This window comes from Nocardioides sp. NBC_00850 (assembly GCF_045207335.1).
GTDB lineage: Bacteria > Actinomycetota > Actinomycetes > Propionibacteriales > Nocardioidaceae > Nocardioides.
In genome coordinates this window covers 828236-854448 of the sequence record NZ_CP108845.1, presented here as the reverse complement: position 1 = coordinate 854448, position 26213 = coordinate 828236, and the positions used below count along the sequence as shown (strand labels likewise).

The following is a 26213-nucleotide window of genomic DNA, read 5'->3' as shown; positions in this document are numbered from 1 at the left end:
TCGCTTGCGCTCGCGGGCTCGACCAGCGGGGCCTACGGCGCCGCCGGGGTGCTCGGCGGGAGCGCCGGGTCACACGTCGGCGGGTCGCCCGGCTCGGCGGTCTGGGTGGCCGAGGCCGACGGGTTGGCCGGGTCCGTCCCGGGCACGAGGGTCTGACAGCTCGGCAGGGCCTCCTCCTTCGTCGAGACGAAGATGATCACCTCGCCGTCCTGCGCGAGCGGCGTGCCCTTGGCCGGTGTCTGCTCGACGACGGTGTCCTTGGGCTTGTCGGTGTTGGGCTCGTCCTTGCGTACGGGCTTGAAGCCTGCGTTGCGGAGGATCTCCTCGGCCTGCTCGGCCGTCTTGCCGACGACGTTGGGGACCTTGTTCGGGCCCTTGGAGACGGTGAGGGTCACGACGGTCGACTTGCCGGTGGTGACGCTCTCGCCGTCGACCGGGTCGGACTCGATCACAGTGCCCTTGTCCTCGTCGGATTCCTCCGTCTCGATCTTCACCGTGAAGCTGTAGGGATCGCCCTCGAGCAGGTCCTTGGCCGTCTTCTGCGGCATCCCGACCACGTTGGGCATCTCCCGGTTTGGTGGACCGGTGGAGACCGTCAGGGTGACGGTGCTGCCCTCCTCGACGTCCTGGCCGGCGGGCGGGTCCTGGGAGATCACGACGCCGACGGCGACGGTGTCGCTCGCCTCCCGCTTGACCTCACCCTTGAGCTTGGCCGTGCTCAGTTCGGCCCTCGCCTTCTCCTCGGTCAGGCCGGTGACGTCGGGTGCCGGCGTGGTCTGCGGGCCGAGGGCCGCAGGCAGGTAATAGGCACCCAACCCGATGAGGCCGATGATGACCAGGCCGAGCAGGACGAGCACCCAAGGGCGCGGGCCCTGGGGCCGGTCGTCCTGAGGCGGGTAGTAGCCGCCGTTGGTGGGGTCGCCGCCATAGGGGCCAACCGCCCGGTTCTGGGCGACCTGGGTCTGGTCCATGCTCGGCGGCACGGTCGCCTGGACCGGACGCCCGGCGAGGTAGCGCTCGATGTCGGTGCGCATCGCCTGCGCGGACTGGTAGCGATCCTCGACCCGCTTGGCCAGCGACTTCATCACGATCGCGTCGAGCTCACGGGTCAGCGTCGGATCGTGGGCCGAGGGAGGCTGGGCCTGCTCGCGTACGTGCTGATAGGCCACCGAGACCGGAGAGTCGCCGACGAACGGCGGACGGCCGGTGAGCAGCTCGTAGAGGAGGCAGCCGGCCGAGTAGACGTCGGAGCGGGCGTCGACCTGCTCGCCACGGGCCTGCTCGGGGCTCAGGTATTGCGCGGTGCCGACCACGGCCGCGGTCTGGGTCATCGTGGACTGGGCGTCGTTGAGCGCCCGGGCGATGCCGAAGTCCATCACCTTCACGTCACCGGCCGGCGTCAGCATGACGTTGCCCGGCTTGATGTCGCGGTGGATGATCCCGTTGCGGTGGCTGTAGTCGAGAGCGTTGAGTACGTCGGAGCTGATCTCCAGCGCCCGCTCGGGCAGGATCTTGCGACCCTCACGAAGTACGTCCCGCAGCGTGCGGCCGGCGACGTACTCCATCACGATGTAGGGCTGGGCGACGCCGTCGTCGGACTTCTCCTCGCCGGTGTCGTAGACCGACACGATCGAGGGGTGGTTGAGCTTGGCCGAGGACTGCGCCTCGCGCCGGAAACGGGCCTGGAAGGTCGCGTCGCTGGCGAGATCGACCCGCAGGCGCTTTATCGCGACCACACGGCCGAGCCGGTGGTCGGTGCCCTTGCGGACCTCCGCCATGCCGCCGCGGCCGAGCAGCTCGCCGACCTCGTAGCGACCGGCCAGGAGAGCTCCCTCAGCCATTGCCGCCCCCGTTGCCGTTGCCGCCGCCGCCAGTCTCGTCGCCGGGGAGCTCCGGGATGCCCCAGTCGGAGGACTCGCCGTCGGTCGGCTCCTCCTCGTCGCTCTCTTCCTCGTCGGGCTCCTCCTCGGCAGGAGGCTGCTCGACCACGGGGCGCTCACCGTAGTAGCGGATGGTGATCGGGTCGCCCTCGTAGAGGTTGCGGGTCGGGTCGAGGCCGGCGACCGTGTCGGGCTCGTTGCTGCCGTCGTTGTCCTGGACGGCCACCTTGACCTTCAGACCGAGGTCGTCCAGCTCGGAGCGCACCTCATCGACGTTGCGGCCGACGTAGTCGTCCTCGTTGATCTCGACGGCCTTCGGCTCCTCCTCCGGCTCCTCCGACGGCGTGGGAGTGGTGGAGGCAGACGGGGTGGTGGACGTGTCGTTGGCCGGCGGGGTCTTCGGATCTGCTGCGAGGGTCGAGATGATCCAGATGATCGCGACGATGACGGCCACGAGCATCAGGATGACGATGATGTTGAACGGCTTCTTGTACCAGGGCTTCTGCTCGTCGTCCTCGTCGTAACGGTCGTACGGGTCCTGGTAGCGAGGCGGCGGCGGGCCCTCGGGACCGCCCGCGGCGCCCTGCATGCCGACGTAGTTCTGAGTGGGCGAGGGCACCGGGTCCATGACCGACGTCGCGGTCGCGTCGCCGGGCGCCGCGGCGACGACGGTGGTGGCATCGGCGTCCTGGTCGGCTGCGCCGTGACCGATCATCGCGCTGGTGAACGCGGCTGCGTCGGCGTAGCGGAGGGTCGGGTCCTTCTGCAGGCTCCGCATCACGATCGCGGCCAGATCGGCCGGGACATGGTCGGGCAGAGGCGGGACCGGGTCGTGCAGGTGGGCGATCGCGGTCGCGACCGGGGTTTCCTTCTGGAACGGCCGGTAGCCGGCCAGGCACTCGAAGGCGACCACACCGAGGGAGTAGACGTCGGAGGCCGGGGTGGCCTTCTCGCCACGCGCCTGCTCGGGGCTGAGGTACTGAGGTGTGCCCATCACCTGGCCGGTGCCGGTGATGCCGGTCGACGCCTGCGCTCGGGCGATGCCGAAGTCAGTGACCTTCACCTTGCGCTGCGGGGTGATCAGGAGGTTGGCGGGCTTCACGTCACGGTGCACGATGCCGGCCCGGTGCGCGGCGGCCAGTGCGTCGCCGGCCTGACCGAGGAGGTCGCGTACGACCTCGGGGGCCAGGGGCCGCCCGTCACGGATGAGCTCCGAGAGCGGCTTGTGGTCAACGAGCTCCATCACGAGGAACGGCCGCATCAGGCCGGAGGCGGTCGGCATCTCGCCGACGTCGTAGACGGCCACCACGTTGGGGTGATGGAGCGCCGCGGCATGCTTCGCCTCGGACTCGAAACGGGAGCGGCCGATCGGGTCCTCGGCGTGCTCGGGCTTGAGGAGCTTGATCGCGACCTCGCGGTTGAGGGTCGTGTCGGTCGCTCGCCACACCTCGCCCATCCCGCCGGTGCCGATGAGCTCGTGGAATACGTAACGACTCATGAGATCGCTGCCTCCATCATGGCCTTCGCGATTGGGCCGCCCAGCCGTCCGCCGGCGATCTCGCTGCGTTCGGTGCCGCTCTTCTGGACCATCACGGCGACCGCGATGGACGGGTTCTCCGCCGGGGCGAACGAGGTGAACCAGGCGTACGGCGGCTTGTCCGGCGTGGTCTGGGCGGTGCCGGTCTTGCCGGCGACGCTCACGCCGTCGATCGCGGCCGCCTCGGCGGTGCCGTTGTCGACGGTGCTGACCATCATCTGGGTCAGGATCTCGGCGGTGTCCTGCGAGACCGCGGGCTGGTTGTCGATCGTGGTCGGGTTGCCCTGGTCGATGACGTCGAGGGAAGAGGAGGTCACCCGGTCGACGAGGTAGGGCTTCATGACCTCGCCACCGTTCGCGATGCCTGCCGAGACCATCGCCATCTGCAGCGGGGTCGCGATCACGCTCTGCTGACCGATCGCGGCGCGGGCCTGCTCGGCCTTGCCGTCGTTGGCGGGGTACTGGCTCTTGGCCAGCGGGCCGATGTCGTCGAGGTAGTCCTGGCCGAAGCCGAACCCCTCGGCCTGCTCCTGCATCTCCTCGTCGGAGAGCTCCATCCCGAGCGAACCGAAGGCGGTGTTGCACGAGACCTCGAGGGCGCGGGTGAGCGTGATCTGCTCGCCTCCGCAGCTGGTGCCGTTGAGGTTGGGCAGGTCGGTGTCGGTGCCGGGCAGGTCGAGCGAGGCGCCACCGTAGACCTTGCTGTCGCCGTCCATGCCGAGGTTCTCGATCGCGGCCGCGGCGGTGACCAGCTTGAAGGTCGATCCCGGCGGCAGCGCGGTCTGGATGGAGCGGTTGAGCAGTGGCTCGTTGTCGTCCTTCGAGAGCTGGTTGTAGGACTTCTGCGCGGCGCTCTGGTCGTTGGTCGCCACCCGGTCCGGGTTGTAGGTCGGCGTGGAGGCCATCGCCAGGATCTTGCCGGTCTTCGGCTCGATCGCCACAGCCGCCGCCTGGACGTCCTCGCCGAGGGCGGTCAGGCCCTCGTACGCAGCGTCCTGGACCTTCGGGTTGATGGTGAGCTCGACGTTGCCGCCGGCCGGCTCGGAGTTGGTGACCAGGTCGACCAGGCGGTTGGTGAAGAGCTTGTTGTCCTTGCCCGACAGCACCGAGTCCTGGGATCTCTCGATCCCGGTCTGGCCGTAGGAGAAGGACATGAAACCCGTGATCGGGGCGTACTTCTTGCCGCCGGGGTAGGTGCGCTGCCACTCGAAGGTGTCGTCGCTCGGCTTGCTGGTGGCGATCGCCCTCTTGCCGACCAGGATGTCGCCGCGCTGCTGCGAGTAGGCCTCTTCGGTGACCCGTCGGTTGTCGGCTCTGTTGTTGTACCAGCTGGCCTTGAAGAACTGGACGTACGTCACGTTGAGCATCAGCGCCACGAACAGGATCAGGCAGCCGACACTCAGAGTGCGGATGGGGCGGTTCACTTGTTCATCGCCCCTTTGTCGAGCTTGACGATCTGGGTCTCCTCAGCGGCGAGATCTTCATCGGACGGCGCCGTCGGCAATGGACGGCGGGACTGGTCCGAGACGCGCAACAGGAGGGCCACGATCACCCAGTTGGCGACCAGCGAAGACCCACCATACGAGAGGAACGGTGTGGTCAGACCAGTCAGCGGGATGAGCCCGGTCACGCCGCCGACGACCACGAAGGTCTGCAGCGCGATCGAGGTGGCCAGGCCGACGGAGAGCAGCTTGCCGAAGTCGTCGCGGGCCACGATCGCCGTGCGCAGGCCGCGCTCGACGATCAGGCCGTAGCAGAGCAGCAGGGCCAGAAGCGCAGTCAGGCCGAGCTCCTCGCCGATCGCCGGGACGATGAAGTCGGAGTTGGCGTAGGGGATCCGCCAGGGCTGGCCGGAGCCGAAGCCGCGACCGATCATGCCGCCCCAGGCCATCCCGAACAGGCCCTGGACCAGCTGCTCCGAGGAGGTGCCGTTGAGGGCCTCCGGGTAGTAGTCGAACGGGTTCAGCCAGGTCAGCACGCGGACGCGGACATGGCTGAACAGGCTGATCGCGGCGAAGACGCCACCTGCGAAGAGCAGCCCGCCGACGACGATCCAGCCCTTGCGCTCGGTCGCGACGTAGAGCGTCACCACGAAGAGGCCGTAGAAGAGCAGGCTGGAGCCGAGGTCGCGCTGCAGTACCAGGATCGCGAGGCTGATCACCCACATCATCAGCAGCGGGCCGAGATCGCGGCCGCGCGGAAGGTCGATGCCGGCGAACCGGCGCCCCGCCAAGGCGAGGGCGTCGCGATGGACCGCCAGATAGCCGGCGAAGCAGATCACCAGCAGCACCTTGGCGACCTCGCCGGGCTGGAAGCCCACCGGACCGACGTTGATCCAGATCCGGGCGCCGTTGATCTCCTTGCCGATGATCGGGAGCATCGGCAGGATCAGCATGACCACCGCGCCGAGGCCGGCGGTGTAGGTGAACCGCTGCAGCATCCGGTGGTCGGGCACGACGAAGAGCGTGATCAGGAACAGCGCCACGCCGATCGTCATCCAGGTCAGCTGCTGGCCGGCGAAGTCCGCTTTCTCAGCCGCCGGGCGCGACAGGTCGAGCCGGTGGATCACGGCCAGACCGAACCCGTTGAGCATCGCCACCAGCGGAAGCAGCACGGGGTCGGCGTACGGAGCCAGCAGACGTACGCCGATGTGGGCCGCCACCAGGAGCGCGACCAGCCAGGTGCCGTAGCCGACGATGTCGACCGGGATCTCCTCCTTCACCCCCAGACCGACCGCCGCGTACGCACCGATCCCGACCACCAGGGCCAGGATCAGCAGGACCAGCTCCGCTCCCCGCCGTGACCGGTGGACGAAAACGGGCATCGAGCTAGCCGGAGTGAATCCGCTCATGACCCGCTTCCCGCGTCGGCGGCGCTCTGGTCGGCCAGCGACTGCACCTTCTCCTGGGCGCCGGCCAGGTCCTTGCTGTGGATCCCGTCCTCGAGCTGGTTCTGGTACGTCTCGGCCAGGTCGTCGACCTTCAGGTTGGAGGTCTGGTAGGGCTCGGAGAGATCGAGGCCGATCATCGTGGTGGGTACGCCACGGAAGATCGTGACGTTGCCCTCCTGCTCGCCGATGTACCACTGGTTCTGCGACCAGACGAACGCGGTCGCCACGGCGATCCAGACGACACCGAGAAGGGTCAGCAGGCCGAAGGCCCAGCGCAGCTTCAGATACTTGGCCGGAGCCTGGAGTGCGTAACGCATCTCCTCCGGGTCGGCGGCGATCGCGCCGTCGGGGATCTCCTCGTCGATCGGGTCCAGCTCGCCGGTGTCGCCCATTCGGTGACCGCGGAAGAGCGCGGTCATCTGGCCGGTCTTGGTGGTCTTCCGCTTGAGCTCGGCCGCCGCACCCACCATCTGGGCCTCGAGGCCCGGGGACGGGATGGTGTCGCTGGGCACCACGTCGGCGACCACGCAGGTCACGTTGTCGGTGCTGCCGGAGTCGAGGGAGACCCGGACCAGCTCGACGGCTGCGTACTCGGGCGTGCCGGTGGCCAGGATGTCGGCGATCCGCGGGTCGTCGACGTAGCCGCAGACACCGTCGCTGCAGAACATCAGCCGGTCGCCGGCGGCGAGGTCGACGATGAACAGGTCGGGCTCGAGCTCCCGGGTGCCGTCGAGGGCCTTGAGGATCAGGTTGCGGTGGGGGTGGGTCTTGGCCTCCTCCTCCGTGATCCTCCCCTCGTCGAGAAGCGTCTGAACGAAGGTGTGGTCGTGGGTGACCTGGTGGATCGCGCCGTTTCGGAGGAGATAGGCGCGGCTGTCGCCCACGTGGCCGACGGTCAGCTTGGAGCCGTCGAAGAGGCCGACGGTCGAGGTCGTGCTGGTGCCGTTGAGCGTCGGGTCGTGGTCGACCAGGTGGCCGATCTCGTCGTGGGCCATGTGCAGCGCGTGGGAGACCAGGCCGATCAGGTCGTCGTCGACCAGCCCGAGGGCCGGCTCCTCGTCGAGCTTGCGCAGCTGCTGGACGGCCGTGCTGGAGGCGATGTCGCCGCGGGCAGCGCCGCCGACACCGTCGCAGACGGTCAGCAGCCAGGGTCCGGCGTACCCGCTGTCCTGGTTGTCCTTGCGCACCCGGCCGACGTCCGAGACCGCCGCGAACTCGAGGCGGAAGGGTCGTCCGTCGGCAGCGCCCGGGCTAGAAGCGGGGTCGGGGGTGGGGTCGGTCGCAGCGGTCACTTGCGCAGCTCCAGGATTGTTTTACCGATCCGCACCTGGGTCCCGAGAGAGATGGCGGTCGGCTGATTGATCCGGACGGACCCGATGTAGGTGCCATTGGTCGATCCGAGGTCCTCCACGAACCACTGGTCGCCGGAGACGGCGATCCGGGCGTGGCGGGTGGAGGCGTAGTCGTCATCGAGGATGATCGCGGCATCACTGCCGCGGCCGATGACGATGGGTGCCTGCGAGAGAGGCACCGTCACACCGGCGTTGGAGCCGGTGGTGACGGCCACATGCGTGGGTACGCCGCGCCGCGGTGCCCTCGCCGCGGCAGCCTTGCCGCGCGCCGGCGGGGCCGCGGGCTGGCCGCCGGCGGTGGCGTTGGTGACCCGCGCGCCGAACATGTCGGAGCGGATCACCGACAACGCGGCCAGCACGAAGATCCACAGGATCGCCAGATAGGCGACCCGGATCAGGAACAGGGTCAGCTCGCTCAACGGCGCTCCTCCACGATATGCGCGGTGATGACGGTGGTGCCGATGCGCACCTGAGAGCCGTCGTCCAAGGTGGCACTCGCCATCTTCTGCCCGTTGACCAGCATGCCGTTGGTCGAGCCGAGGTCATAGACCTCGACGCGCACACGGTCGCCGGCCTGCTTCGAGCGGAACTCGATGTGGCGGCGGCTGATGCCCGGGTCGTTGATGCGCAGGTCGGCGTCGGTGCCCCGTCCCACGACGAGGTTGCCGTGGAGCGGGTGCCGGGTGCCGTTGATCTCCAGGTAGGCCTGCGCGCGGCTGACCTGGGTGTCGCTCATGTCGGCGCCCGAGACGGCAGCCTGGGCGCGGCTCCGCACCCGGAACCGGCCGATCGTCAGGTCCTTCGCCTCGCCGAACTCGATGCTCACGCGGCCCGGGAAGACGAACCCCTGCGCCTCGGCGTGGTCCATCAACTGGCGCTTCAGCTCTTCCTTGAGGTGGGGTCCGTAGGACTCCAGCTTGCCCAGGTCGCTGGCGGACAGCTCCACGAAGAAATCGTTGGGGACCAGGCGCCGCTGGCGGCTGAGCACCTGGGCATTGTTGTCGATCTCGCGCTGGAGCGCGGCGACGATCTCCACCGACTTCACCTCGGACCGGAACGCCTTGGCGAAAGCGCCTGAGATGAGCTGCTCCAACTTCTGCTCGAACTTCTGCAGGCCGCTCACGTTGTTGCGCTCCTCTCAGGTGCCGGGGTGGGCCGGTCGGGGTGGGTGGTCAGTCGCGTACGGGCACAGTGGTCCCCGGGATTCGGCCCGATCGTATCGGTGCACCCTAGGGGATCTGCCACTTCCCGCATTCTGCGTGGTTTCGATCCTCCCACGATCGGGTGACCACCAGCGTCAAGGCGAGCGGGGTGCCGTCGTTTTGGGTCGGTGGGCGCCCGTGGGCTAACGTTTCCTCTGCTGCACGCGCGAGTGGCGGAATAGGCAGACGCGCACGGTTCAGGTCCGTGTGTCCGAAAGGACGTGGGGGTTCAACTCCCCCCTCGCGCACCACCACCGAAGCCCCAGGGATGACCTGGGGCTTCGTGCATTTCAGAGTGAGCCGCTGAGGCAGCAGACGATCACCCGGTAAGGGTGACGACTCGCGCGCGGTCGATTGCGACGCTCGGTGAATACCTCACCGATGACTGGAGCACCCCGCGATGCCGAACCGTCCCGACCTTCACGCCCGGACCATGTTGCCGATTCCGGACCGACCAGCGTCGGGACACACGACGTACGACGCCAAGGACCCGGAGACCAAGTACCCGCCGATCGAGCCGCTGCTTCCGCCGGACGGCGCGCCCAACGTACTCGTCGTACTCCTCGACGACGTCGGCTTCGGAGCGTCGAGCGCGTTCGGAGGGCCCTGCGCCACGCCGGTCGCCGAGCGGCTGGCTGGCAACGGCCTGCGCTACAACCGGTTCCACACCACGGCGCTGTGCGCCCCGACGCGGCAGGCGCTGCTCACCGGCCGCAACCACCACTCCGTCGGGATGGGCAGCATCACCGAGACGGCGACCTCGGCGCCCGGCAACAGCTCGGTGCGGCCCAACACCAAGGCCCCGCTGGCGATGACGCTCAAGCTCAACGGGTACTCGACGGCACAGTTCGGGAAGTGCCACGAGGTCCCGGTCTGGCAGTCCTCGCCGCTCGGCCCCTTCGACGCCTGGCCCTCGGCCGGCGGCGGGTTCGAGACGTTCTACGGTTTCATCGGCGGCGAGAACAACCAGTGGGACCCCGCGCTCTACGAAGGCACCACCGCGATCGAGCCGCCGGCGACGGCCGAGGAGGGCTACCACCTCACCGAGGACCTGGCCGACCACGCGTGCGCCTGGATCCGGCAGCAGAAGGCGCTGATGCCCGACCGGCCGTTCTTCGCCTACTTCGCGCCGGGCGCGACCCATGCTCCGCACCACGTCCCCAAGGAGTGGATCGACAAGTACGCCGGGAAGTTCGACGACGGCTGGGACGTCCAGCGGGAGCGTACCTTCGCGCGGCAGAAGGAGCTCGGGGTCATCCCCGCCGACGCCGAGCTGACCGTCCGCCACGACGAGATCCCCGCATGGGACGACATGCCGGACGAGCTCAAGCCCGTGCTCGCCCGTCAGATGGAGGTGTACGCCGGCTTCCTCGAGCACACCGATCACCACGTCGGCCGCGTGATCGACACCATCGCCGACCTCGGCGTACTCGACAACACCATCGTCTACTACATCATCGGCGACAACGGCGCCTCCGCCGAGGGCACCCTCAACGGTGCCTTCAACGAGATGGCCAACTTCAACGGCATGGCCGCGTTGGAGACGCCCGAGTTCATGCGGGCGAAGATGGACGAGTTCGGCTCACCCAGCTCCTACAACCACTACTCGGTCGGCTGGGCGTGGGCGATGAACTCGCCGCTGCAGTGGACCAAGCAGGTCGCCTCGCACTGGGGCGGCACACGCAACGGCACCATCGTGCACTGGCCGGACGGGATCGACGACCCGGGCTCGGTGCGCGCGCAGTTCGCCCACGTGATCGACCTGGCGCCGACCATCCTCGAAGCGGCCGGACTGCCCGAGCCCGCCATGGTCAACGGCGTCCAGCAGTCGCCGATGGAGGGGACGAGCATGCTCTACACCTTCCGCGGCGCGAGCGAGCCGGAGCGGCACGACCTGCAGTACTTCGAGATGTTCGCCAACCGCGGCGTCTACCACAAGGGCTGGAGCGCGGTCACCAAGCACCGCACCCCGTGGGTGATGGTCGGCGGAGAGCTGCCGGCGTTCGACGACGACGTGTGGGAGCTCTACGACGGCAGCACGGACTTCAGCCAGGCGAGGGATCTCGCGGCGGAGCACCCCGAGAAGCTCGCCCAGCTGCAGCGGCTCTGGCTGATCGAGGCCGTGAAGTACGGCGTGCTGCCGATGGACGACCGCACCAGCGAGCGGCTCGAGCCCACGATGGCCGGCAGGCCGACGCTCGTCCGAGGCAAGACCCAGCTCTTCTTCCCCGGCATGGGCCGGCTCTCGGAGAACAGCGTGGTCAGCATCAAGAACAAGTCGTTCTCCGTCACCGCCGAGGTGACGATCCCCGACTCCGGCGCCGAGGGCGTGATCATCGCCCAGGGCGGGCGGTTCGGCGGCTGGGCGTTCTTCGCCCGCGACGGACGGCTCAAGTTCGTCTACAACGTGCTCGGCATCCAGGAGTTCCCCGTCGTCTCCGAATCCCTGCTCGCGGCCGGCACCCGCCAGGTCCGGGTGGAGTTCGCGTACGACGGCGGTGGCCTCGCCAAGGGAGGCGGCGTCACGCTCTACGACGACGGCAAGCCGATCGGGTCGGGCCGGGTGGAGGTGACCCAGCCGATGGTCTTCTCGGCCGACGAGACCACCGACATCGGCTACGAGTCCGGTACGACGGTCTCCTCGGACTACACGAGCCGGACCAGCCGGTTCAGCGGCAAGCTCGCGTGGGTCCAGATCGACCTCGGCGACGATGTGCATGACCACTACATCGACCCCGACGAGCGGTTCCGGATCGCGATGGCACGTCAGTAGCCTGCGGCGTCGCGATGTCACAGATTCGCCAAGTGTCCCGTCGAAGGGGGTGAACATCGGGAAGCACCTGACACTTGGAGACAACATGAACATCGCCCTCTGGATCGTCGCCGGCGTATTCGGCATCGCCTACGTCGCCGGCGGCATCGTCAAGCTGACGATGCCTTATGAGAAGTACGCAGCGAAGCTGGGCTGGCCAGAGGACTTCACGCCCGGCAATGTGAGATTCATGGGCGTCGTGGAGATTCTGGGCGGCATCGGCCTGGTCCTTCCGGGGCTGGTCGGCGTGGCGCCGGTCCTGGTGCCGATCGCGGCGTCGTGCATGGCGCTCTACATGGCCGGAGCGATCACCGAACGGCTTCGGCGCGGTGAATACAAGGAGCTCCTCGGCGACCTGCTCTTCCTCGCGGCGATGGTCTTCATCGCGTGGGGGCGCTTCGCGATCGAGCCGTTCTAACCGACCACCTTGTCGAGCTTGATCGGCAGTGCCGGACCATCTCGCCGGCGCCGTTCTCGGGGTGGCTGATCCACCAGTTCATGACGCTGCTGACGGCACCCAGGGCATCCATAACGACCTCCCTTGACTTCTGACCGATCGGTTACTTACCGATCGGTCAGAAGTTGGGCAAGGGCTACGCGATCAGACATGGCGCACATGGCCGGACCCGGCCAGAACCTTGACGTGACTGACGTCACATCTTACGGTTCACACGTTGAATCGTTTCATGTCGATGTGGTCGGAGCTCCGATCAAGGTGGGAGAACATACCGTGATCCATCAGCACCAGCTTGCCCGTCGTGGTGTCCTCAAAGGCATGGCCGCCGTCGCGTCGGCGACCCTCATGAGCCGTGTCCTGGCAGCCGAGTCGGCTGCGGCGGCCGCGTCATCACGCGGCCGGTCGATCGACCGCGAGGCGTTGGTCTCCCGGCACCGTGTGGTTCGCCACGAGAGCGACCTCGAGCTTCCGATCCAGGTCGGCAACGGCCGGTTCGCCTTCGGTGCCGACGTGACCGGCCTGCAGACCTTCCTCGCCTTCAACACCCTCGCCGACTGGGGCTGGCACGAGGACGCGCTGCCCGCCGGCAAGCAGATCTCCGACCTCAAGGGCCGGGTCTGGGACACCTACGGCCGCGATGTCGCGTACTGGACCCATGACGAGGGCGAGCCGGAGATCTTCAACTGGCTCCGGGAGAACCCCCACCGGGCGAACCTCGGGCGGGTCGGGCTGCGGATGCTCAAGGCCGACGGCACCGAGGCGGTCGAGGCCGACCTGACCGACGTCGAGCAGGTGCTCGACCCGTGGACCGGCTTGCTACGCAGCAGGTTCCGGCTCGAGGGCCACCAGGTGAAGGTCGAGACCGCCTGCCACCCGGGGCAGGACGCGATCGGCGTACGCATCGACTCGGACCTGGTCAGGTCCGGTCGCCTGACGGCGTTCATCGACTTCCCGTATGCGATGACCACCGGCACCCAGAAGTTCTCGGCGCCGTTCGTCGGGTTCTGGGATCGCCCCGAGAGGCACACCACCACCGTGACGCGCCGCGGCCGGACCGCCCGGGTCACCCACACGATGGACGACACCGAGTACCAGGTCGGTCTCGACCTGCCGGGCGGGGCCGAGATCACCCGCTTGGACCCGGCACTGCACCGCTACCAGATCGTCGGCCGCGGGAACCGTCTGGAGCTGACCGCGTTGTTCGCCCCAGAGGTGGACAAGGTGCCGTCGGCCCGCGACGTGGTCGACGCGAGCGAGGAGTGGTGGCCCCGGTTCTGGCGGACCGGCGGCGCCGTCGATCTCTCGCGGAGCACAGACCCGCGCTGGCGTGAGCTCGAGCGCCGCATCGTGCTCAGCCAGTACCACCTCGCGGTCAACGACGCCGGCAACGATCCGGCCCAGGAGTCCGGGCTGGTCAACAACGGCTGGTACGGCAAGTTCCACATGGAGATGTACTGGTGGCACGCCTTCCACTACGGCCTGTGGAACCGCTGGTCGCTCCTCGACCGGAGCACGGACATCTATGAACGGTTCCTTCCGCACGCACGTGAGCTTGCCGTGTCGCAGGGTTTCCGCGGCGCGCGCTGGCCCAAGATGACCACCGCCTTCGGTGACGCGATCGGCCGGGAGTCGCCGGGCACGCCGACCTGCCTGCTGATCTGGCAGCAGCCGCACCCCTTGTTCCTCGCCGAGATGGACTACCAGGCGCATCCGCAGCGGAGCACCTTGCGCAAGTGGGAGACGGTGGTCCGTGAGACGGCCGAGTTCATGGCGTCGTTCGCGAACCGTGAGGAGGAGACCGGCCGGTACGTCATCGGGCCGCCGATCATGTGCTGCAACGAACGGAACAAGCCGGAGTCGACGCTGAACCCGACCTTCGAGCTCTCCTACTGGAAGTTCGGGCTGCGCATCGCCCAGCAGTGGCGCCAGCGGCTCGGCCGGGCGCGGGACGAGGCGCTGGACGAGATCCTGGACAACCTCGCGCCGCTGCCTGTCGAGGACGGCACCTATGTCCTCTACGAGGGCGTGCCGAACATGTGGACCGAACGCAACACCAACCACCCCGACCCGATCGCGCCGTTCGGGATGCTGCCGGGCGACGGTGTCGACCTGGAGACCATGCGGGCGACCACCCGACGCGTGTACGAGACCTGGCCGGTCACCGACCTCTACAGCTGGGACTTCCCGCTGCTCGCCATGAACGCGGCCCGTCTCGGTGACCCGGTCAGCGCGGTCGACAACCTGCTCCATGAGCGCCTCGGTTTCACCGACACCGGGCTTCCGGCGAGCGGCAAGAGCGGTGTGCCCTCGCCGTACTTCCCGTCGGCCGGCGGGCTGCTCTACTCGGTGGCGATGATGTGCGCCGGGTGGGCGGACTCGCCCGAAGGCGTACGTGGCGCGACCGGCACCCCGGGACCACGCGGCTCCGCTCCGGGGTTCCCGACGGACGGCTGGAAGGTCGTCTGGGAGGACCTCTCGCCCGCTCTGTGAGGGCGCCCGCGGCTGGTGCCGTCAGGACTGGCATCGGTCTGGCGACGGCCGGGATCGAGCCGTTGAGCGGAGCCACCTTTTGAGTGATGCGCGGCCGGATCCCGTGCCACTAGCCTGACCTCATGGAGCGGCCGTGGCCGCTGACCGGCCGGGACGAGGAGCTGCGGAGGGTCGCGGCTGCGATCAGGCCCGGTGCGGCGGGCGTCATCGTTGCGGGTCCGGCGGGGGTGGGGAAGACCCGGCTCGCCCGTGAGGCGTTGGCGGCCGCCGCCGGTCACGGGGGATCCGTCCTGTACGCCCAGGGGAGCACGGCCGCCCGGCAGTTCCCGCTCGGTGCGTTCGCCGGTCTGCTCGACGTCCCGCCCGGTGAGGCGGCCGAGACCATCGGCAGGGCGCTCGACCAGATCACCCGGCAGCTGCCGCTCGTGCTGGCCGTCGACGACGCTCATCTGCTCGACGAGCACTCCGCGATCGTGGTCCACCGGGTGGTGGCCCGGCGGATGGCTCCGGTGCTGATCACACTCCGCACCGGGGAGCCCGCGCCCGACATCGTGACCTCGCTGTGGAAGGACGAGCATCTCCCGCGCCTGGACCTGGCGCCGCTCGACGCCGAGGAGAGCACCCGGCTGATCTCCCAGGTGCTCGGCGGTCCGGTCGACACGGACTCCGCCCACCGGCTGTGGACGATGACCCAGGGCAGCCCGTTGTTCCTGCGGCACCTGCTGGCCGGGGAGCTGTCGGCGGGACGGTTCACCGCGGCGTCCGGGATCTGGCGATGGAGCAGCGAGCCGGCGATCTCGCCGGAGCTCGCCGGTCTCCTGGAACGGGAGATCGGGGACCTCGCGGCGGGGGTGCGGGACGTCGTCGACCTGGTAGCCCTGGCCGAACCGGTAGCGGTCGCGACGCTGTCCGCGCTGACCTCGGCCGCCGACCTCGAGGAGGCGGAGGAACGTGGGCTGGTGCGTACCGACGGGGTGGTCGCCCGGCTGGCGCACCCCCTCTACGGCGAGGTACGCCGCGCCGCGATGGGCACGTTGCGCGCCCGACGCCTCCGCGGCCGGGTGGCGCTCACCCTGGACGCGGAGCCGGACCCGATCCCTCGCGCCGTACTGACCCTCGACTCCGACCTGCCACCAGAGCCAGTGCTGTTCCTGCGGGCCGCTGAGGCCGCGACCCGGATGTACGACCTGCCGCTGGCCGAGCGGCTGGCGCGCGCGGCCGCTGCCACCGGCGACATCGCCGCCAGGGTCGTGCACGCCGCGGCGCTCTCCTGGCTCAGCCGCGGCGAGGAGGCCGAGGCGATCCACGAAGACATCGTCGCCACCGCGTCCGACCCGGGGCTGCTCGCGATGGTGCAGCTGCACCGCACCGGCAACCTGCTCTTCACGATGGCCCGGCCCGACGAGGCCCATCAGGCGTTGGCCGCAGCCGAGGCCACCGGCGCAGCCCCGGTCCACGTCGCCGCCATGGCGCTCGTCCTGCGCCTGGTGGACGGCGAGATCTCCGCCGTGCTCGCCCGGGCGCCGCAGCTGCTGCGGAGCGAGGTTCCCGACGACCTGGCCGGCATCCTGGTTGCCACATCTGCGTCCGCGGCGGCCGCCGTCACCGGTGACCGCGAGCTCCTCGACGAGGCCGCGGTCGTGGGCGGACTGACCGCCGACCGGGTGCCGACAGTCATCCCTGGCTTCGGGCTCGCCGACTTCCAGGTGCTCGGGCACCGTCTTGCCGGCACACCGGACCGGGGCGCGGACCTGGCCCGGAGGATGCGGGCCGCATCGGCCGACCTCCCCGGGCCGGCCAGGCTCATGGGCCTCGTCGTCGCAGGTCACGCGGCCCTTGCCGAGGGTCGCCTGCTCGATGCTCTGCTCTCGCTGCGCGAGGCCTGGGCCGCGCTGGAGGGCTCCGGCCACGAGTTCCGGTTCCGGTGTCGTACGTTGCTGGCGACCGCCCTGGCGCAGGCGGGCCGACCGGAGGGCGCCGCGCCGCTGCTGGCCGGCGTGGCGGCCGGGCACCATCCGGCGTACCGGCTCTATCTGCCCGACGACCGCCTGGCGCTGGCGTGGGGTGCCGCTGCCGAGGGGTGGACGACGGAGGCGATCGGCCACGCGGTCGCCGCGGCGGATCTCGCTCGCGAGGCGGGTTCGCCGGCGTACGAGGTCCTCGCCTGGCAGACCGCGGTCCAGCTCGGCGACACGACCGTGGCGCCGACCCGCCGGCTCGCACCACTGGCCGGACTCGGCCCTCGCGCCGACACGGCGCTGGCCCATGCTCGGGCGTGGGCCGGCGAGGACGGCGACGCGCTGCTCCGGGTGGCGCATGCGTGGGCCCGGCTCGGTGACCTCGTCGCCGCGGGCGACGCGGCCGCGCAGGCCGCCGACGTGCAGCGCCGCGCGGGGCGGCAGGGGTCGGCCCTGACCGCGGCGGCCACCGCGGCGAAGCTGGCCGAGAGGTCGGGTGCCCGCACCCCGGCGCTGGTGGTCGCGGCCCGGCCGCTGCCGCTGACCGCCCGTGAGCGGGAGATCGCCGCCCTGGCCGCCCGAGGGTTGTCGAACAAGGACATCGCGGCGCGACTGACCCTGTCGGTGCGCACCGTCGAGGGACACCTCTACCGGGCCGGCCACAAGCTCGGCGTCTCCGAACGAGCCGCGCTGGCCGACCCTCTCGGAGTCGAGTAGCGCGCTACTCGCACCGCTCCGGCTCCAGCGGCGGATGCTGAACGCACCCGACCAGAGGAGGAGTCATGAGCACCACCTACGTACGGCCCGACGAGGGCCAGCACAGCCCGATGATCGACGGGGACCATGTCGCGAAGGCCGCCGTCAAGGACGCCCAGGGGGCCTTCGAGGTCTTCGAGGTCTTCGCACCCGCTGCCCCGATGGCGCCGCCGCACGTCTCGCCGTGGAGCGGGGTGCTGTACCTGCTCGAGGGGCGCATCACGGCGTACGTCGACGGGAGGGCCTACCACGTCGAGCCCGGCGGCCTGGTCGTCTTCCCGGCCGGCACCCCCGGCACCTTCGAGGTCGTCGGCGACTCCGCCCGAGCTCTCGCGATCACCACCGGCGACGGCGCCGGCCGGTTCTTCGCCGACTTCGCCAGCTCCGTTCCCGCGGACCAGCCGGCCGCGGACTCGATGGCCGCGATCCTGTCGGTCACCGAGCGCCATGGCGTCGCCCTCGCCGGACCGACCCATTGACAAACCCGTGTGATGTGTTGATTCTGTGAGACATGTCAAGTGATGTGTCTCACAGGATCGCCGCGTACGTCCCTCCGACCGGCGCGTCCTGGGCCGACCCGTGGCCGATGTACGCCGCGCTGCGCGAGCACGACCCGGTCCACCACGTCGCTCGGGGTGACTACTGGGTCCTGACCAGGCACGACGATGTCTTCGCGGCGGTGCGTGACCACGAGACGTACAGCTCGAGCGGCGGGCTGACGACAGCGCACGACGAGCTCGAGCGGATCGGGCTGGCCGACAACCCGCCGATGGTGATGACCGATCCGCCGGCCCACACGGCGTTCCGGAAGCTGGTGAACCGCGGGTTCACGCCGAAGCAGGTCGAGGACGTGACTCCCCGGGTCACGCAGTTCGTCGTCGAGCGGGTCGAGCAGCTCAGGGCAGCGGGCGGTGGCGACATCGTCACGGAGCTGTTCAAGCCGCTGCCGAGCATGGTGGTGGCCCACTACCTCGGCGTTCCCGAGGTGGACTGGGATCGGTTCGACGTGTGGACCGACGCGATCGTGACGGCCAACGCGGCTCAGGACGAGAGCATCGGAGCCGGCGCCGCCGCCGAGCTGATGGGCTACTTCGCCGAGCTGATCGAGCGGCGCCGAGAGGAGCCCGGTGACGACACCGTCTCCCATCTCGTCGCCGCCGGGGAGGCCGACGACGACGCCGGGCTGCTGCGGGTGCTCGCGTTCGCCTTCACCATGGTCGCGGGCGGCAACGACACGACGACCGGGCTGCTGGGTGGTGGCCTGCCGCTGCTGGCGGACCGCCCCGACCAGCGGGAGCTCGCGCTGCAGGACATTCCGGCCGCCGTCGAGGAGCTGCTGCGGCTCACTTCGCCCGTGCAGGGGCTCGCCCGGACCACCACCCGCGACGTCACGATCCACGACGTCACGATTCCCGCGGGGAAGAAGGTCCTGCTCTGCTACGCGGCCGCGAACCGTGACCCGCGCGCCTTCGGCGTTGACGCCGAGGAGCTCGACGTCACCCGTCGGCCGCGGCAGATCCTGACCTTCGCCCACGGGGCGCATCACTGCCTGGGTGCCGCGGCCGCCCGGATGATGGGCCGGGTGACGCTCACCGAGATACTCACCCGGATGCCGTCCTTCACCGTCGACCACGACTCCCTGCAGTGGGCACCGGGGAGCTACGTACGCAGGCCCGTCAGTCTTCACGTCGAGGTCGGCCGATGAGCTGGCTCGAGGCGGAGCGGACCGAGCTCGCCGCCGAGCGGATCCTCGACGCCGCGGGCGAGCTCTTCGTGGAGCGGGGCGTCGACAGGCCGGGCATGGACGAGGTGGCCCGCGCGGCCGGTTGCTCGCGCGCGACCCTGTATCGCTACTTCGAGAACCGGCAGGCGCTTATCTACGCCTTCGCCCATCGCGAGGCGCGGCTCATCACCAAGCAGGTCGCCCGGGCCACGACCGACGTCTCCGACCCCCGCCGCCGCGTGCTCGAGGCCGTCCTCGCCTGCCTCGCCGCCGTGCGCGAGCGCCCCCACCTCGCCGCCTGGTACGCCGGTGACAGCACCCTGCTCCGTGAGGTCCTCCACGACTCCCCGGTTATCCGCGGGGTCGCGCAGAGCTATCTCGCCGCCGACTCGGACGCCACCGATCCCGACCTCGCCGACTGGGTCCTGCGCATCATCCTGTCGTTCCTCACCAGCCCCGGCGACGACGAAGACGCAGAGCGCCGCCTGCTGGAGCGGTTCCTCGTGGTGCCGCCGCGCAGCTAGACCCGTCAGCGGCGGAGAGCCGACGGGGCGGTGCCGTACTTGCGTCTGTGGGCGGCGGCGAAGCGGCTCGCGGAGGAGAAGCCCCAGCGCGCGGCGACGTCGCCGACGCTGAGGGTGGAGTCGGTGGTGAGCTCGGCGTGGGCGCGCTGGAGCCTGATGTCGAGGAGATAGTGGGAGGGCGCGCAACCCAGCCACTGCTGGAAGCCCTCCTGCAGGCGGCGGACGCTGGTGCCTGCGAGGGCTGCCATGTCGGCGGCGGTCCAGGCTCGTGCCGGGTCGTCGTGGAGGGCCTCGACCACGCGGCGGATCGTCCGCGGCTGTGCGGCCGCTGTGACGCCGCCGTCGGGGCAGCACATCTCCAGGAGGCCGGCGGCGACCGCGCCGGCGAGCTGGCGGCGTACGAGCTCGCTGTCGGCGAAGAGGTCCGGGTCGTGCAGGTTGGTGGCCAGGCTCGTGACCAGGCGATGCCAGGCGCGCCCGCGGCCGTGCTCCAGCGACAGCTGCTCCGGGAGGACGGCGCGGGTGTTGACGCGGTCGGTGCCCAGGATCCGCTCGGTCTCGACCTCCAGCCAGTCGCTGTCGAACTTCACGCCGAGCACGGTGCAGGTCGCGTCCCAGTGGCTGATCAGGGACGGGGTGTCGGCCCGGAAGACGGTGCCCTGGCCGACCACCGAGGTGAGCTCCCCGAACCGGCCGCGGCTCTCCAGGTGGCCGGTGATCGGCATGTTCACCTCGTACGCGCTCGGGTAGTCGCACTCGATCGCGACGTCCGCGCCCCAGCCGACGTGGCCGATCAGGACCGGGCCGAGATCGAGCGTACGCAGCGTGAGCCGCGGCTCGTTTGCGCCGCCGACCGGCCGGAGCTCGTGCGGGAAGTACGCCTGGGCCACGACGCGCGAGGCCTGCCCCCAGTCCCTGGGAGCGGCTCGCATACGACCGGACATGCCGCAGAGCGTACCTGAGACGAGCGTCACAAATCGGCCGCGTTCAGGGTGCCGAACCCGCGCAATCCGTGTCGCCGGTGCGCCGGGACCGACCTACTTTCGAGTCCTGTTCGGAACCTCCCATCCTCCCGAGGAGCACCCATGACGACCACGCAGCAACCCGGCAAGCAGGACCTCTCCTGGCTCGACGACGTGACGATGACCGAGCTGGAACGGAACCCCTACCCGACCTACGAGCGCCTTCGCCGTGAGGCGCCGCTCGCCTTCGTCCCGGTCCTCGGCTCCTATGTCGCCTCGACCGCAGAGATCTGCCGCGAGGTCGCCACCAGCCCCGACTTCGAGGCAGTGATCACGCCGGCCGGAGGACGTACGTTCGGGCACCCGGCGATCATCGGCGTCAACGGCGACATCCACGCCGACCTGCGCGGCATGGTCGAGCCCCAGCTCCAGCCCGCCGAGGTCGACAGCTGGGTCGACGACCTGGTCCGCCCGATCGCCCGAAGCTACGTCGAGCAGTTCGAGGACCGCGGCCGCGGCGAGCTGGTCGCGGAGTACTGCGAGCCGGTCTCCGTACGCTCGCTCGGCGACCTGCTCGGGCTGCAGTCGGTCTCCTCCGACAAGCTCCGCGAGTGGTTCCACAAGCTGAGCGTCTCGTTCACCAACGCGGCGGTCGACGAGAACGGGGAGTTCACCAACCCCGACGGGTTCACCCCCGGCGACGAGGCCAGAGCCGAGATCCAGGCGGTCGTGGACCCGCTGATCGACCGGTGGATCGAGCACCCCGAGAACACCGCGATCTCCCACTGGCTCCACGACGGCATGCCGCCGGGGAAGACCCGCGACCGCGCGTACATCTACCCCACCATCTACGTCTACCTGCTGGGCGCGATGCAGGAGCCCGGCCACGGGATGGCCTCGACGCTGGTGGGCCTCTTCAGCCGTCCCGAGCAGCTGGAGGAGGTCGTCGACGACCCGTCGCTCCTGCCTCGGGCGATCTCGGAGGGCATGCGCTGGACCTCCCCGATCTGGTCGGCGACCGCGCGGATCAGCACCAAGCCGGTCACCATCGCCGGCGTCGACCTGCCCGCCGGGACCCCGGTGATCCTCTCCTACGGCTCCGCGAACCACGACTCCGGGAAATACGATGCGCCGACGGCGTACGACCTGCACCGGCCGCCGCTGCCGCACCTCGCCTTCGGTGCCGGGAACCACGCGTGCGCCGGCATCTACTACGCCAACCAGGTGATGCGGATCGGGCTCGAGGAGCTCTTCGAGGCGATCCCGAACCTGGAGCGCGACACCGGCGACGGCGTCGAGTTCTGGGGCTGGGGATTCCGCGGCCCGACCAGCCTGCACTGCACCTGGGAGGTCTGAGCGATGTCCGCCGCGATCAGTGTCTCCGGCCGCCGCGTCGAGTGTGCCGAGGACCAGTCGATCCTGGAGGCGTTCCTCCGCGCCGGCGTGTGGATGCCCAACTCCTGCAACCAGGGCACCTGCGGCACCTGCAAGCTGCAGGTGCTGTGCGGCGAGGTCGACCACCGCGACTCGCCGCTCGAGACGCTGACCGCGGGCGAGCGCGCGAGCGGTCTGGCCCTGGCGTGCCAGGCCCGGCCGCTCGAGGACACCGAGGTCGCGCTGCGTGGCACGGAGATGGGTCGCGCCACCCACCCGCTCCGCGACCTCACCGCCACCGTCGTCGATGTCGAGGACGTCGCCCGCGACACCCGGCGCGTCCGGCTCGGCCTCGAGGAGCCGCTCGCGTTCTCGGCGGGACAGTACGTCGAGGTGCTCGTCCCCGGCACCTCCGAGCGGCGCCAGTACTCGCTCGCCAACACGGCCCAGGAGGACAAGGTCCTCGAGCTCCACGTACGCCGCGTCCCCGGCGGGGTGGCCAGCGACTGGATCTTCGGGCCGGTGTCGGTCGGCGACCGGGTCGAGGTGCGCGGCCCGCTGGGTGACTTCCACGTCCCGGACGCCGACCAGGACGAGGGCGAGCCGATGGTGCTCATCGGCGGCGGCACCGGGCTGGCTCCGCTGCTCGGCATCGCCCGCACCGCCCTCCAACGCCACCCGAACCGGACGATGGTGCTCTACCACGGCGTACGCACCGAGGCGGACCTCTACGACACCGACCGTCTCGCGGAGCTGGCCGAGAGGTATCGGAGCTTCAGCTTCGTCACCGTGCTCTCCCGGGAGACGCGTCCCGGTCACCGCAGCGGCTACGCGCCCAACGCGTTCGTCGAGGACATTGCCAGCGCGCGTCGCTGGTCCGGGTGGCTGTGCGGGTCGCCGGCGCTGGTCGAGGCCGGGGTCAAGGCGTTCAAGCGGCGCCGGATGGCACCCCGGCTCGTTCACCGGGAGAAGTTCGAGCCGGCTGACGGGCGTGGGCCGGGCTCCTGACCCGGGGAAACCTTGGACGCCGAGATCGGCTCTTGCCGAGATATATCACGAACCCCCAGGATGAATCACGAGTGACCGGATGCCTCCGGTGCCTTGAGAGGAGAGATATGCAGCAGGTCAAGGCCGTCATCGCCCGAGCCGAGGGAGCCCCGGTGGAGTTGGTGACGATCAACGTGCCCGAGCCAGGGCCGGGTGAGGCGGTGGTGAAGATCCAGTCGTGCGGGGTGTGCCACACCGACCTCCACTACCGGGAGGGCGGGATCAACGACGAGTTCCCGTTCCTGCTGGGTCACGAGGCCGCCGGGATCGTCGAGGCGGTGGGTCCAGACGTGACCGACGTGGCGCCGGGCGACTTCGTGGTGCTCAACTGGCGCGCGGTCTGCGGCAGCTGCCGGGCGTGCAAGCGCGGTGAGCCGCAGTACTGCTTCGCCACGTTCAACGCCACCCAGAAGATGACGCTCGAGGACGGCACGGAGCTCTCGCCCGCGCTCGGCATCGGCGCCTTCGCGGAGAAGACTCTGGTCGCGGCGGGCCAGTGCACGAAGGTCGACCCGGAGGCCCGGCCCGCCGCTGTCGGCCTGCTCGGCTGTGGCGTGATGGCCGGTATCGGTGCCGCCATCAACACCGGCGGCGCGACCCGCGGCAGGTCGGTGGCGGTCATCGGGTGCGGCGGTGTCGGGGTGGCCGCGATCGCCGGTGCGGCCCTGGCCGGGTCGAGCCCGGTCATCGCCGTCGACATCGACGCCAAGAAGCTCGAGCGCGCCGCGGCCATGGGCGCGACGCACACCGTGGACTCCTCGCAGACCGACCCGGTCGAGGAGATCCGGCGGATCTGCTCGGAGACGTACGAAGGTGCCGAAGGCGCCGACATCGTCGTCGAGGCGGTCGGACGCCCGGAGACCTGGAAGCAGGCCTTCTACGCCCGCGACCTGGCCGGCACCGTCGTGCTCGTCGGTGTGCCCACGCCGGATATGACGGTGCCCGAGATCCCGCTCCTGGACGTCTTCGGTCGCGGTGGCTCACTCAAGTCCAGCTGGTACGGCGACTGCCTCCCCAGCCGCGACTTCCCGATGCTGGTCGACCTCTATCGCCAGGGGCGTCTCGACCTGGACGCCTTCGTCAGCGAGGAGATCGGGATCGGTGACATCGAGGCCGCCTTCGAGAAGATGCATCACGGCGAAGTGCTGCGCTCGGTGGTGGTGCTCTGATGGCCGTACGTGTGGACCACGGCGTCACCAGCGGCACCTTCAGCCTCGACGGCGAGACGCACCAGGTGGACAACAACGTCTGGGTGGTCGGCGACGACCAGGAGTGCCTGGTCATCGACGCACCGCACTCGGTGGAGGACATCTTGGCGGTGGTGGACGGTCGCCGCGTGAAGGCGATCGTCTGCACGCACGCCCACGATGACCACGTACGCGTGGCGCCGGCGCTGCGGGAGGCCGTCCGGGCCCCGATCCTGCTGCATCCCGACGACCGGCCGCTGTGGGAGCTCACCCACCCCGACGAGCTGTGGGACGCGGACCTCTCCGACGGACAGGTCATCGAGATCGGCGACACCTCGGTGACCGTCCTGCACACCCCGGGTCACGCGCCGGGGGCGGTCTGCCTGTCGGTGCCCTCGCTGGGATGCGTCTTCACCGGCGACACCCTGTTCCAGGGTGGTCCGGGGGCGACCGGACGCTCGTTCAGCGACCGGCCCACCATCGAGTCGTCGATCCGGGCCAAGCTGTTCACGCTTCCGGGCGAGACGGTCGTCCACACCGGGCACGGCGACGACACCACGATCACCGCCGAAGCCGCCGGTCTGGGCTGATCAGCGTTCGGCGGCCGCGAACTCCGCGCGCATCCAGGCGCACCACTCCAGTGCCGTACGCCGTGACCGGATGCCTCCTTCGAGGGTGATCCGCGTGGCGAACAGCGGGCTCGACGGGTCGCGGCCGCCGGGGCGGTCGGCGATCTCGGCCAGCTCCTCGAGATAGCGGTCGAGTACGCCCTGGTGGACCGCCTCGAGCCGGCCGACCAGCTCGGTGGCGGCGGCGGGCTCGACGGTCCAGATGGACCACAGCCGGAGGACCTCCAGGTCACGGACCGGCTGGGGCTCGAGGTCGCCGACGACCCATGCCGCCAGAGCGGCCCGACCGGTCTCGGTGATCCGGTAGCGCTTCGTCGGCCTGGGGCCGGCTCCCTCGATGACCTCGTGCTCGACCAGCCCGGCGGCGTCGAGACGGTTCAGCTCCGGGTAGATCTGGGAGTGGCGGGCGGTCCAGAAGTAGCCGATCGGCTGCCGCATCCGCTGCGCGACCTCGTAGCCGGTGCTCGCCCGCCGTGCCAGCAGGCCGAGGATCGCGAAGCCGAGGTTGGAAGCGGTCACCTCGAGATCATTCATATGTCAATATTGACATATGCGGAGCGTGAAGGGCGTAGCGGCCGGGGCGGCGATCCTCGGCTTGGTGCTGGCCGGGTGCGGTGCGGAGAGCGGTGCCGAGGGGGACGGCGCGGGTCAGGCGAAGGAGTCGGGCAGCGCGCTGCCGACGGACGGGCCGTACATCGAAGGTGAGCTCGGCGGCTGTTTCCTGCCGGAGACCGACGCCGGGGTGGAGCCGATGCAGGTCGCCGGCAAGGACCTCGAGCTGCCGGCCATCCGCTTCTCCCCTCCGGGCGGCCAGGAACCGTCGGCGGTGCTGGTGATGCTCCACCAGACCGACGGGGACCGCTGCGGCTGGGGTGACTTCGCGATCCTGGCGGCTCTCCAGGGCGTCGCCGGCCTCTCGTACGACCAGTGTGGCTACGGCGATGCCGAATGCGGGATCAAGGATCCCGACGACCCGGTGCCGCAGGTGCAGGCCGTGCTGAGCGAGGTCGAGAAGCAGTGGCCGGATGCGCCGGTCGTGCTGGTCGGCGCCTCGATGGGAGGCAGCCAGACCGTACGGGCCGTCGCCGCCGGCGTGGACGTCGACGGCTGGGTCGACCTGTCGGGGCCGTCCAGTTGGGCCGGCGTCGATCTGGCCTCGGTCGCCGACTCGATCAGCACGCCGGGCCTGATCGCCATCGCTGAGGACACCGACGGAGCAGAGGAGGCAGACGCCGCCCAGGCGTTGGCGCAGTCCACGTCCTCGGAGTTCGTCCCCGCCGAGGCAGGCCACGGCTGGGAGCTGGTGGTCGAGGAGGGCCGGCTCTCGCCGCTCGGTCAGCAGGTCATCACCTACGCCACGAGCTGATCTACTCCCTGATCCTGCCCGCAAGACTCTCCGATCGGGGAGGTTGCTCCGCTCACGCCGTGATTAA

21 protein-coding genes and 1 tRNA gene are annotated in these 26213 nt (G+C 69.9%); 13 read left to right on the top strand and 9 right to left on the bottom strand.

Annotated features, from left to right (window positions below):
* Positions 1-32: 32 nt before the first annotated feature.
* The 7 genes from pknB to OH802_RS04030 are packed head-to-tail and all read right to left on the bottom strand — an operon-like array spanning position 33 to position 8782.
* Positions 33-1841 carry a Stk1 family PASTA domain-containing Ser/Thr kinase gene (gene pknB / locus OH802_RS04060; protein WP_406025355.1) on the bottom strand — a complete coding sequence of 603 codons (1809 nt, stop codon included), beginning with the start codon at positions 1839-1841 and terminating at the stop codon, positions 33-35.
* Positions 1834-3378, bottom strand: coding sequence for a protein kinase domain-containing protein (locus tag OH802_RS04055; protein WP_406025353.1), 1545 nt, complete (start codon positions 3376-3378; stop codon positions 1834-1836). The genes pknB and OH802_RS04055 overlap by 8 nt, the downstream gene beginning before the upstream one ends.
* Positions 3375-4841 (bottom strand): peptidoglycan D,D-transpeptidase FtsI family protein, encoded by a 1467-nt coding sequence (locus OH802_RS04050; protein ID WP_406025351.1) that lies wholly within the window; start codon positions 4839-4841, stop codon positions 3375-3377. The genes OH802_RS04055 and OH802_RS04050 overlap by 4 nt, the downstream gene beginning before the upstream one ends.
* Entirely contained in the window at positions 4838-6241 is a 1404-nt protein-coding gene (locus OH802_RS04045; RefSeq protein ID WP_406025349.1) for an FtsW/RodA/SpoVE family cell cycle protein, read from the bottom strand. The genes OH802_RS04050 and OH802_RS04045 overlap by 4 nt, the downstream gene beginning before the upstream one ends.
* 23 nt (positions 6242-6264) lie before the next feature.
* Positions 6265-7599 carry a PP2C family protein-serine/threonine phosphatase gene (locus OH802_RS04040; protein ID WP_406025347.1) on the bottom strand — a complete coding sequence of 445 codons (1335 nt, stop codon included), beginning with the start codon at positions 7597-7599 and terminating at the stop codon, positions 6265-6267.
* Positions 7596-8078: an FHA domain-containing protein gene (locus OH802_RS04035; RefSeq protein WP_406025345.1), complete on the bottom strand. Its 483-nt coding sequence runs from the start codon at positions 8076-8078 to the stop codon at positions 7596-7598. Before OH802_RS04035 ends, OH802_RS04040 begins: the two co-directional genes overlap by 4 nt.
* Complete coding sequence (locus OH802_RS04030; protein WP_378725056.1) at positions 8075-8782, bottom strand: FhaA domain-containing protein; 708 nt, start codon at positions 8780-8782, stop codon at positions 8075-8077. The genes OH802_RS04035 and OH802_RS04030 overlap by 4 nt, the downstream gene beginning before the upstream one ends.
* A 243-nt stretch (positions 8783-9025) precedes the next feature.
* On the opposite strand from OH802_RS04030, the gene OH802_RS04025 reads away from it, so the two are divergent.
* The 8 genes from OH802_RS04025 to OH802_RS03990 all read left to right on the top strand — a co-directional run bounded on the left by OH802_RS04025 (position 9026) and on the right by OH802_RS03990 (position 19581).
* Positions 9026-9112, top strand: a tRNA-Leu gene (locus OH802_RS04025).
* 182 nt (positions 9113-9294) lie between these two features.
* A complete protein-coding gene (locus OH802_RS04020) occupies positions 9295-11634 on the top strand; it encodes an arylsulfatase (protein WP_406025342.1) in 2340 nt (779 codons plus the stop codon).
* A gap of 85 nt (positions 11635-11719) precedes the next feature.
* A complete protein-coding gene (locus OH802_RS04015) occupies positions 11720-12091 on the top strand; it encodes a DoxX family protein (protein ID WP_406025340.1) in 372 nt (123 codons plus the stop codon).
* A 312-nt stretch (positions 12092-12403) separates the two neighbouring features.
* A complete protein-coding gene (locus OH802_RS04010; RefSeq protein ID WP_406025338.1) occupies positions 12404-14620 on the top strand; it encodes a hypothetical protein in 2217 nt (738 codons plus the stop codon).
* Between the two features lie 122 nt (positions 14621-14742).
* The gene (locus OH802_RS04005; RefSeq protein ID WP_406025336.1) at positions 14743-17295 is read left to right on the top strand and encodes a LuxR C-terminal-related transcriptional regulator; all 2553 of its coding nucleotides are present in this window, start codon (positions 14743-14745) and stop codon (positions 17293-17295) included.
* 65 nt (positions 17296-17360) lie between these two features.
* Positions 17361-17813, top strand: coding sequence for a cupin domain-containing protein (locus OH802_RS04000; RefSeq protein ID WP_406025334.1), 453 nt, complete (start codon positions 17361-17363; stop codon positions 17811-17813).
* Positions 17814-17845: 32 nt separating this feature from the next.
* Positions 17846-19039 carry a cytochrome P450 gene (locus tag OH802_RS03995; protein WP_406025332.1) on the top strand — a complete coding sequence of 398 codons (1194 nt, stop codon included), beginning with the start codon at positions 17846-17848 and terminating at the stop codon, positions 19037-19039.
* A complete protein-coding gene (locus tag OH802_RS03990) occupies positions 19036-19581 on the top strand; it encodes a TetR/AcrR family transcriptional regulator (RefSeq protein WP_406025330.1) in 546 nt (181 codons plus the stop codon). The genes OH802_RS03995 and OH802_RS03990 overlap by 4 nt, the downstream gene beginning before the upstream one ends.
* 5 nt (positions 19582-19586) lie before the next feature.
* Here OH802_RS03990 and OH802_RS03985 read toward each other — a convergent pair whose 3' ends face one another.
* Positions 19587-20525, bottom strand: coding sequence for an AraC family transcriptional regulator (locus OH802_RS03985; RefSeq protein ID WP_406025328.1), 939 nt, complete (start codon positions 20523-20525; stop codon positions 19587-19589).
* Positions 20526-20666: 141 nt separating this feature from the next.
* Here OH802_RS03985 and OH802_RS03980 point away from each other — a divergent pair, with 141 nt between their 5' ends.
* The 4 genes from OH802_RS03980 to OH802_RS03965 all read left to right on the top strand — a co-directional run bounded on the left by OH802_RS03980 (position 20667) and on the right by OH802_RS03965 (position 24741).
* Positions 20667-21899, top strand: coding sequence for a cytochrome P450 (locus OH802_RS03980; protein ID WP_406025326.1), 1233 nt, complete (start codon positions 20667-20669; stop codon positions 21897-21899).
* 3 nt (positions 21900-21902) lie between these two features.
* On the top strand, positions 21903-22925 hold the full coding sequence (locus tag OH802_RS03975; RefSeq protein WP_406025324.1) for an FAD-binding oxidoreductase: 1023 nt from the start codon (positions 21903-21905) through the stop codon (positions 22923-22925).
* Positions 22926-23032: 107 nt separating this feature from the next.
* Complete coding sequence (locus tag OH802_RS03970) at positions 23033-24133, top strand: S-(hydroxymethyl)mycothiol dehydrogenase (protein ID WP_406025322.1); 1101 nt, start codon at positions 23033-23035, stop codon at positions 24131-24133.
* Complete coding sequence (locus tag OH802_RS03965) at positions 24133-24741, top strand: MBL fold metallo-hydrolase (RefSeq protein ID WP_406025320.1); 609 nt, start codon at positions 24133-24135, stop codon at positions 24739-24741. The genes OH802_RS03970 and OH802_RS03965 overlap by 1 nt, the downstream gene beginning before the upstream one ends.
* Here OH802_RS03965 and OH802_RS03960 read toward each other — a convergent pair whose 3' ends face one another.
* The gene (locus OH802_RS03960) at positions 24742-25314 is read right to left on the bottom strand and encodes a PadR family transcriptional regulator (protein ID WP_406025318.1); all 573 of its coding nucleotides are present in this window, start codon (positions 25312-25314) and stop codon (positions 24742-24744) included.
* A gap of 16 nt (positions 25315-25330) precedes the next feature.
* Here OH802_RS03960 and OH802_RS03955 point away from each other — a divergent pair, with 16 nt between their 5' ends.
* Positions 25331-26146: an alpha/beta hydrolase gene (locus OH802_RS03955; RefSeq protein ID WP_406025316.1), complete on the top strand. Its 816-nt coding sequence runs from the start codon at positions 25331-25333 to the stop codon at positions 26144-26146.
* Positions 26147-26213: the final 67 nt, after the last annotated feature.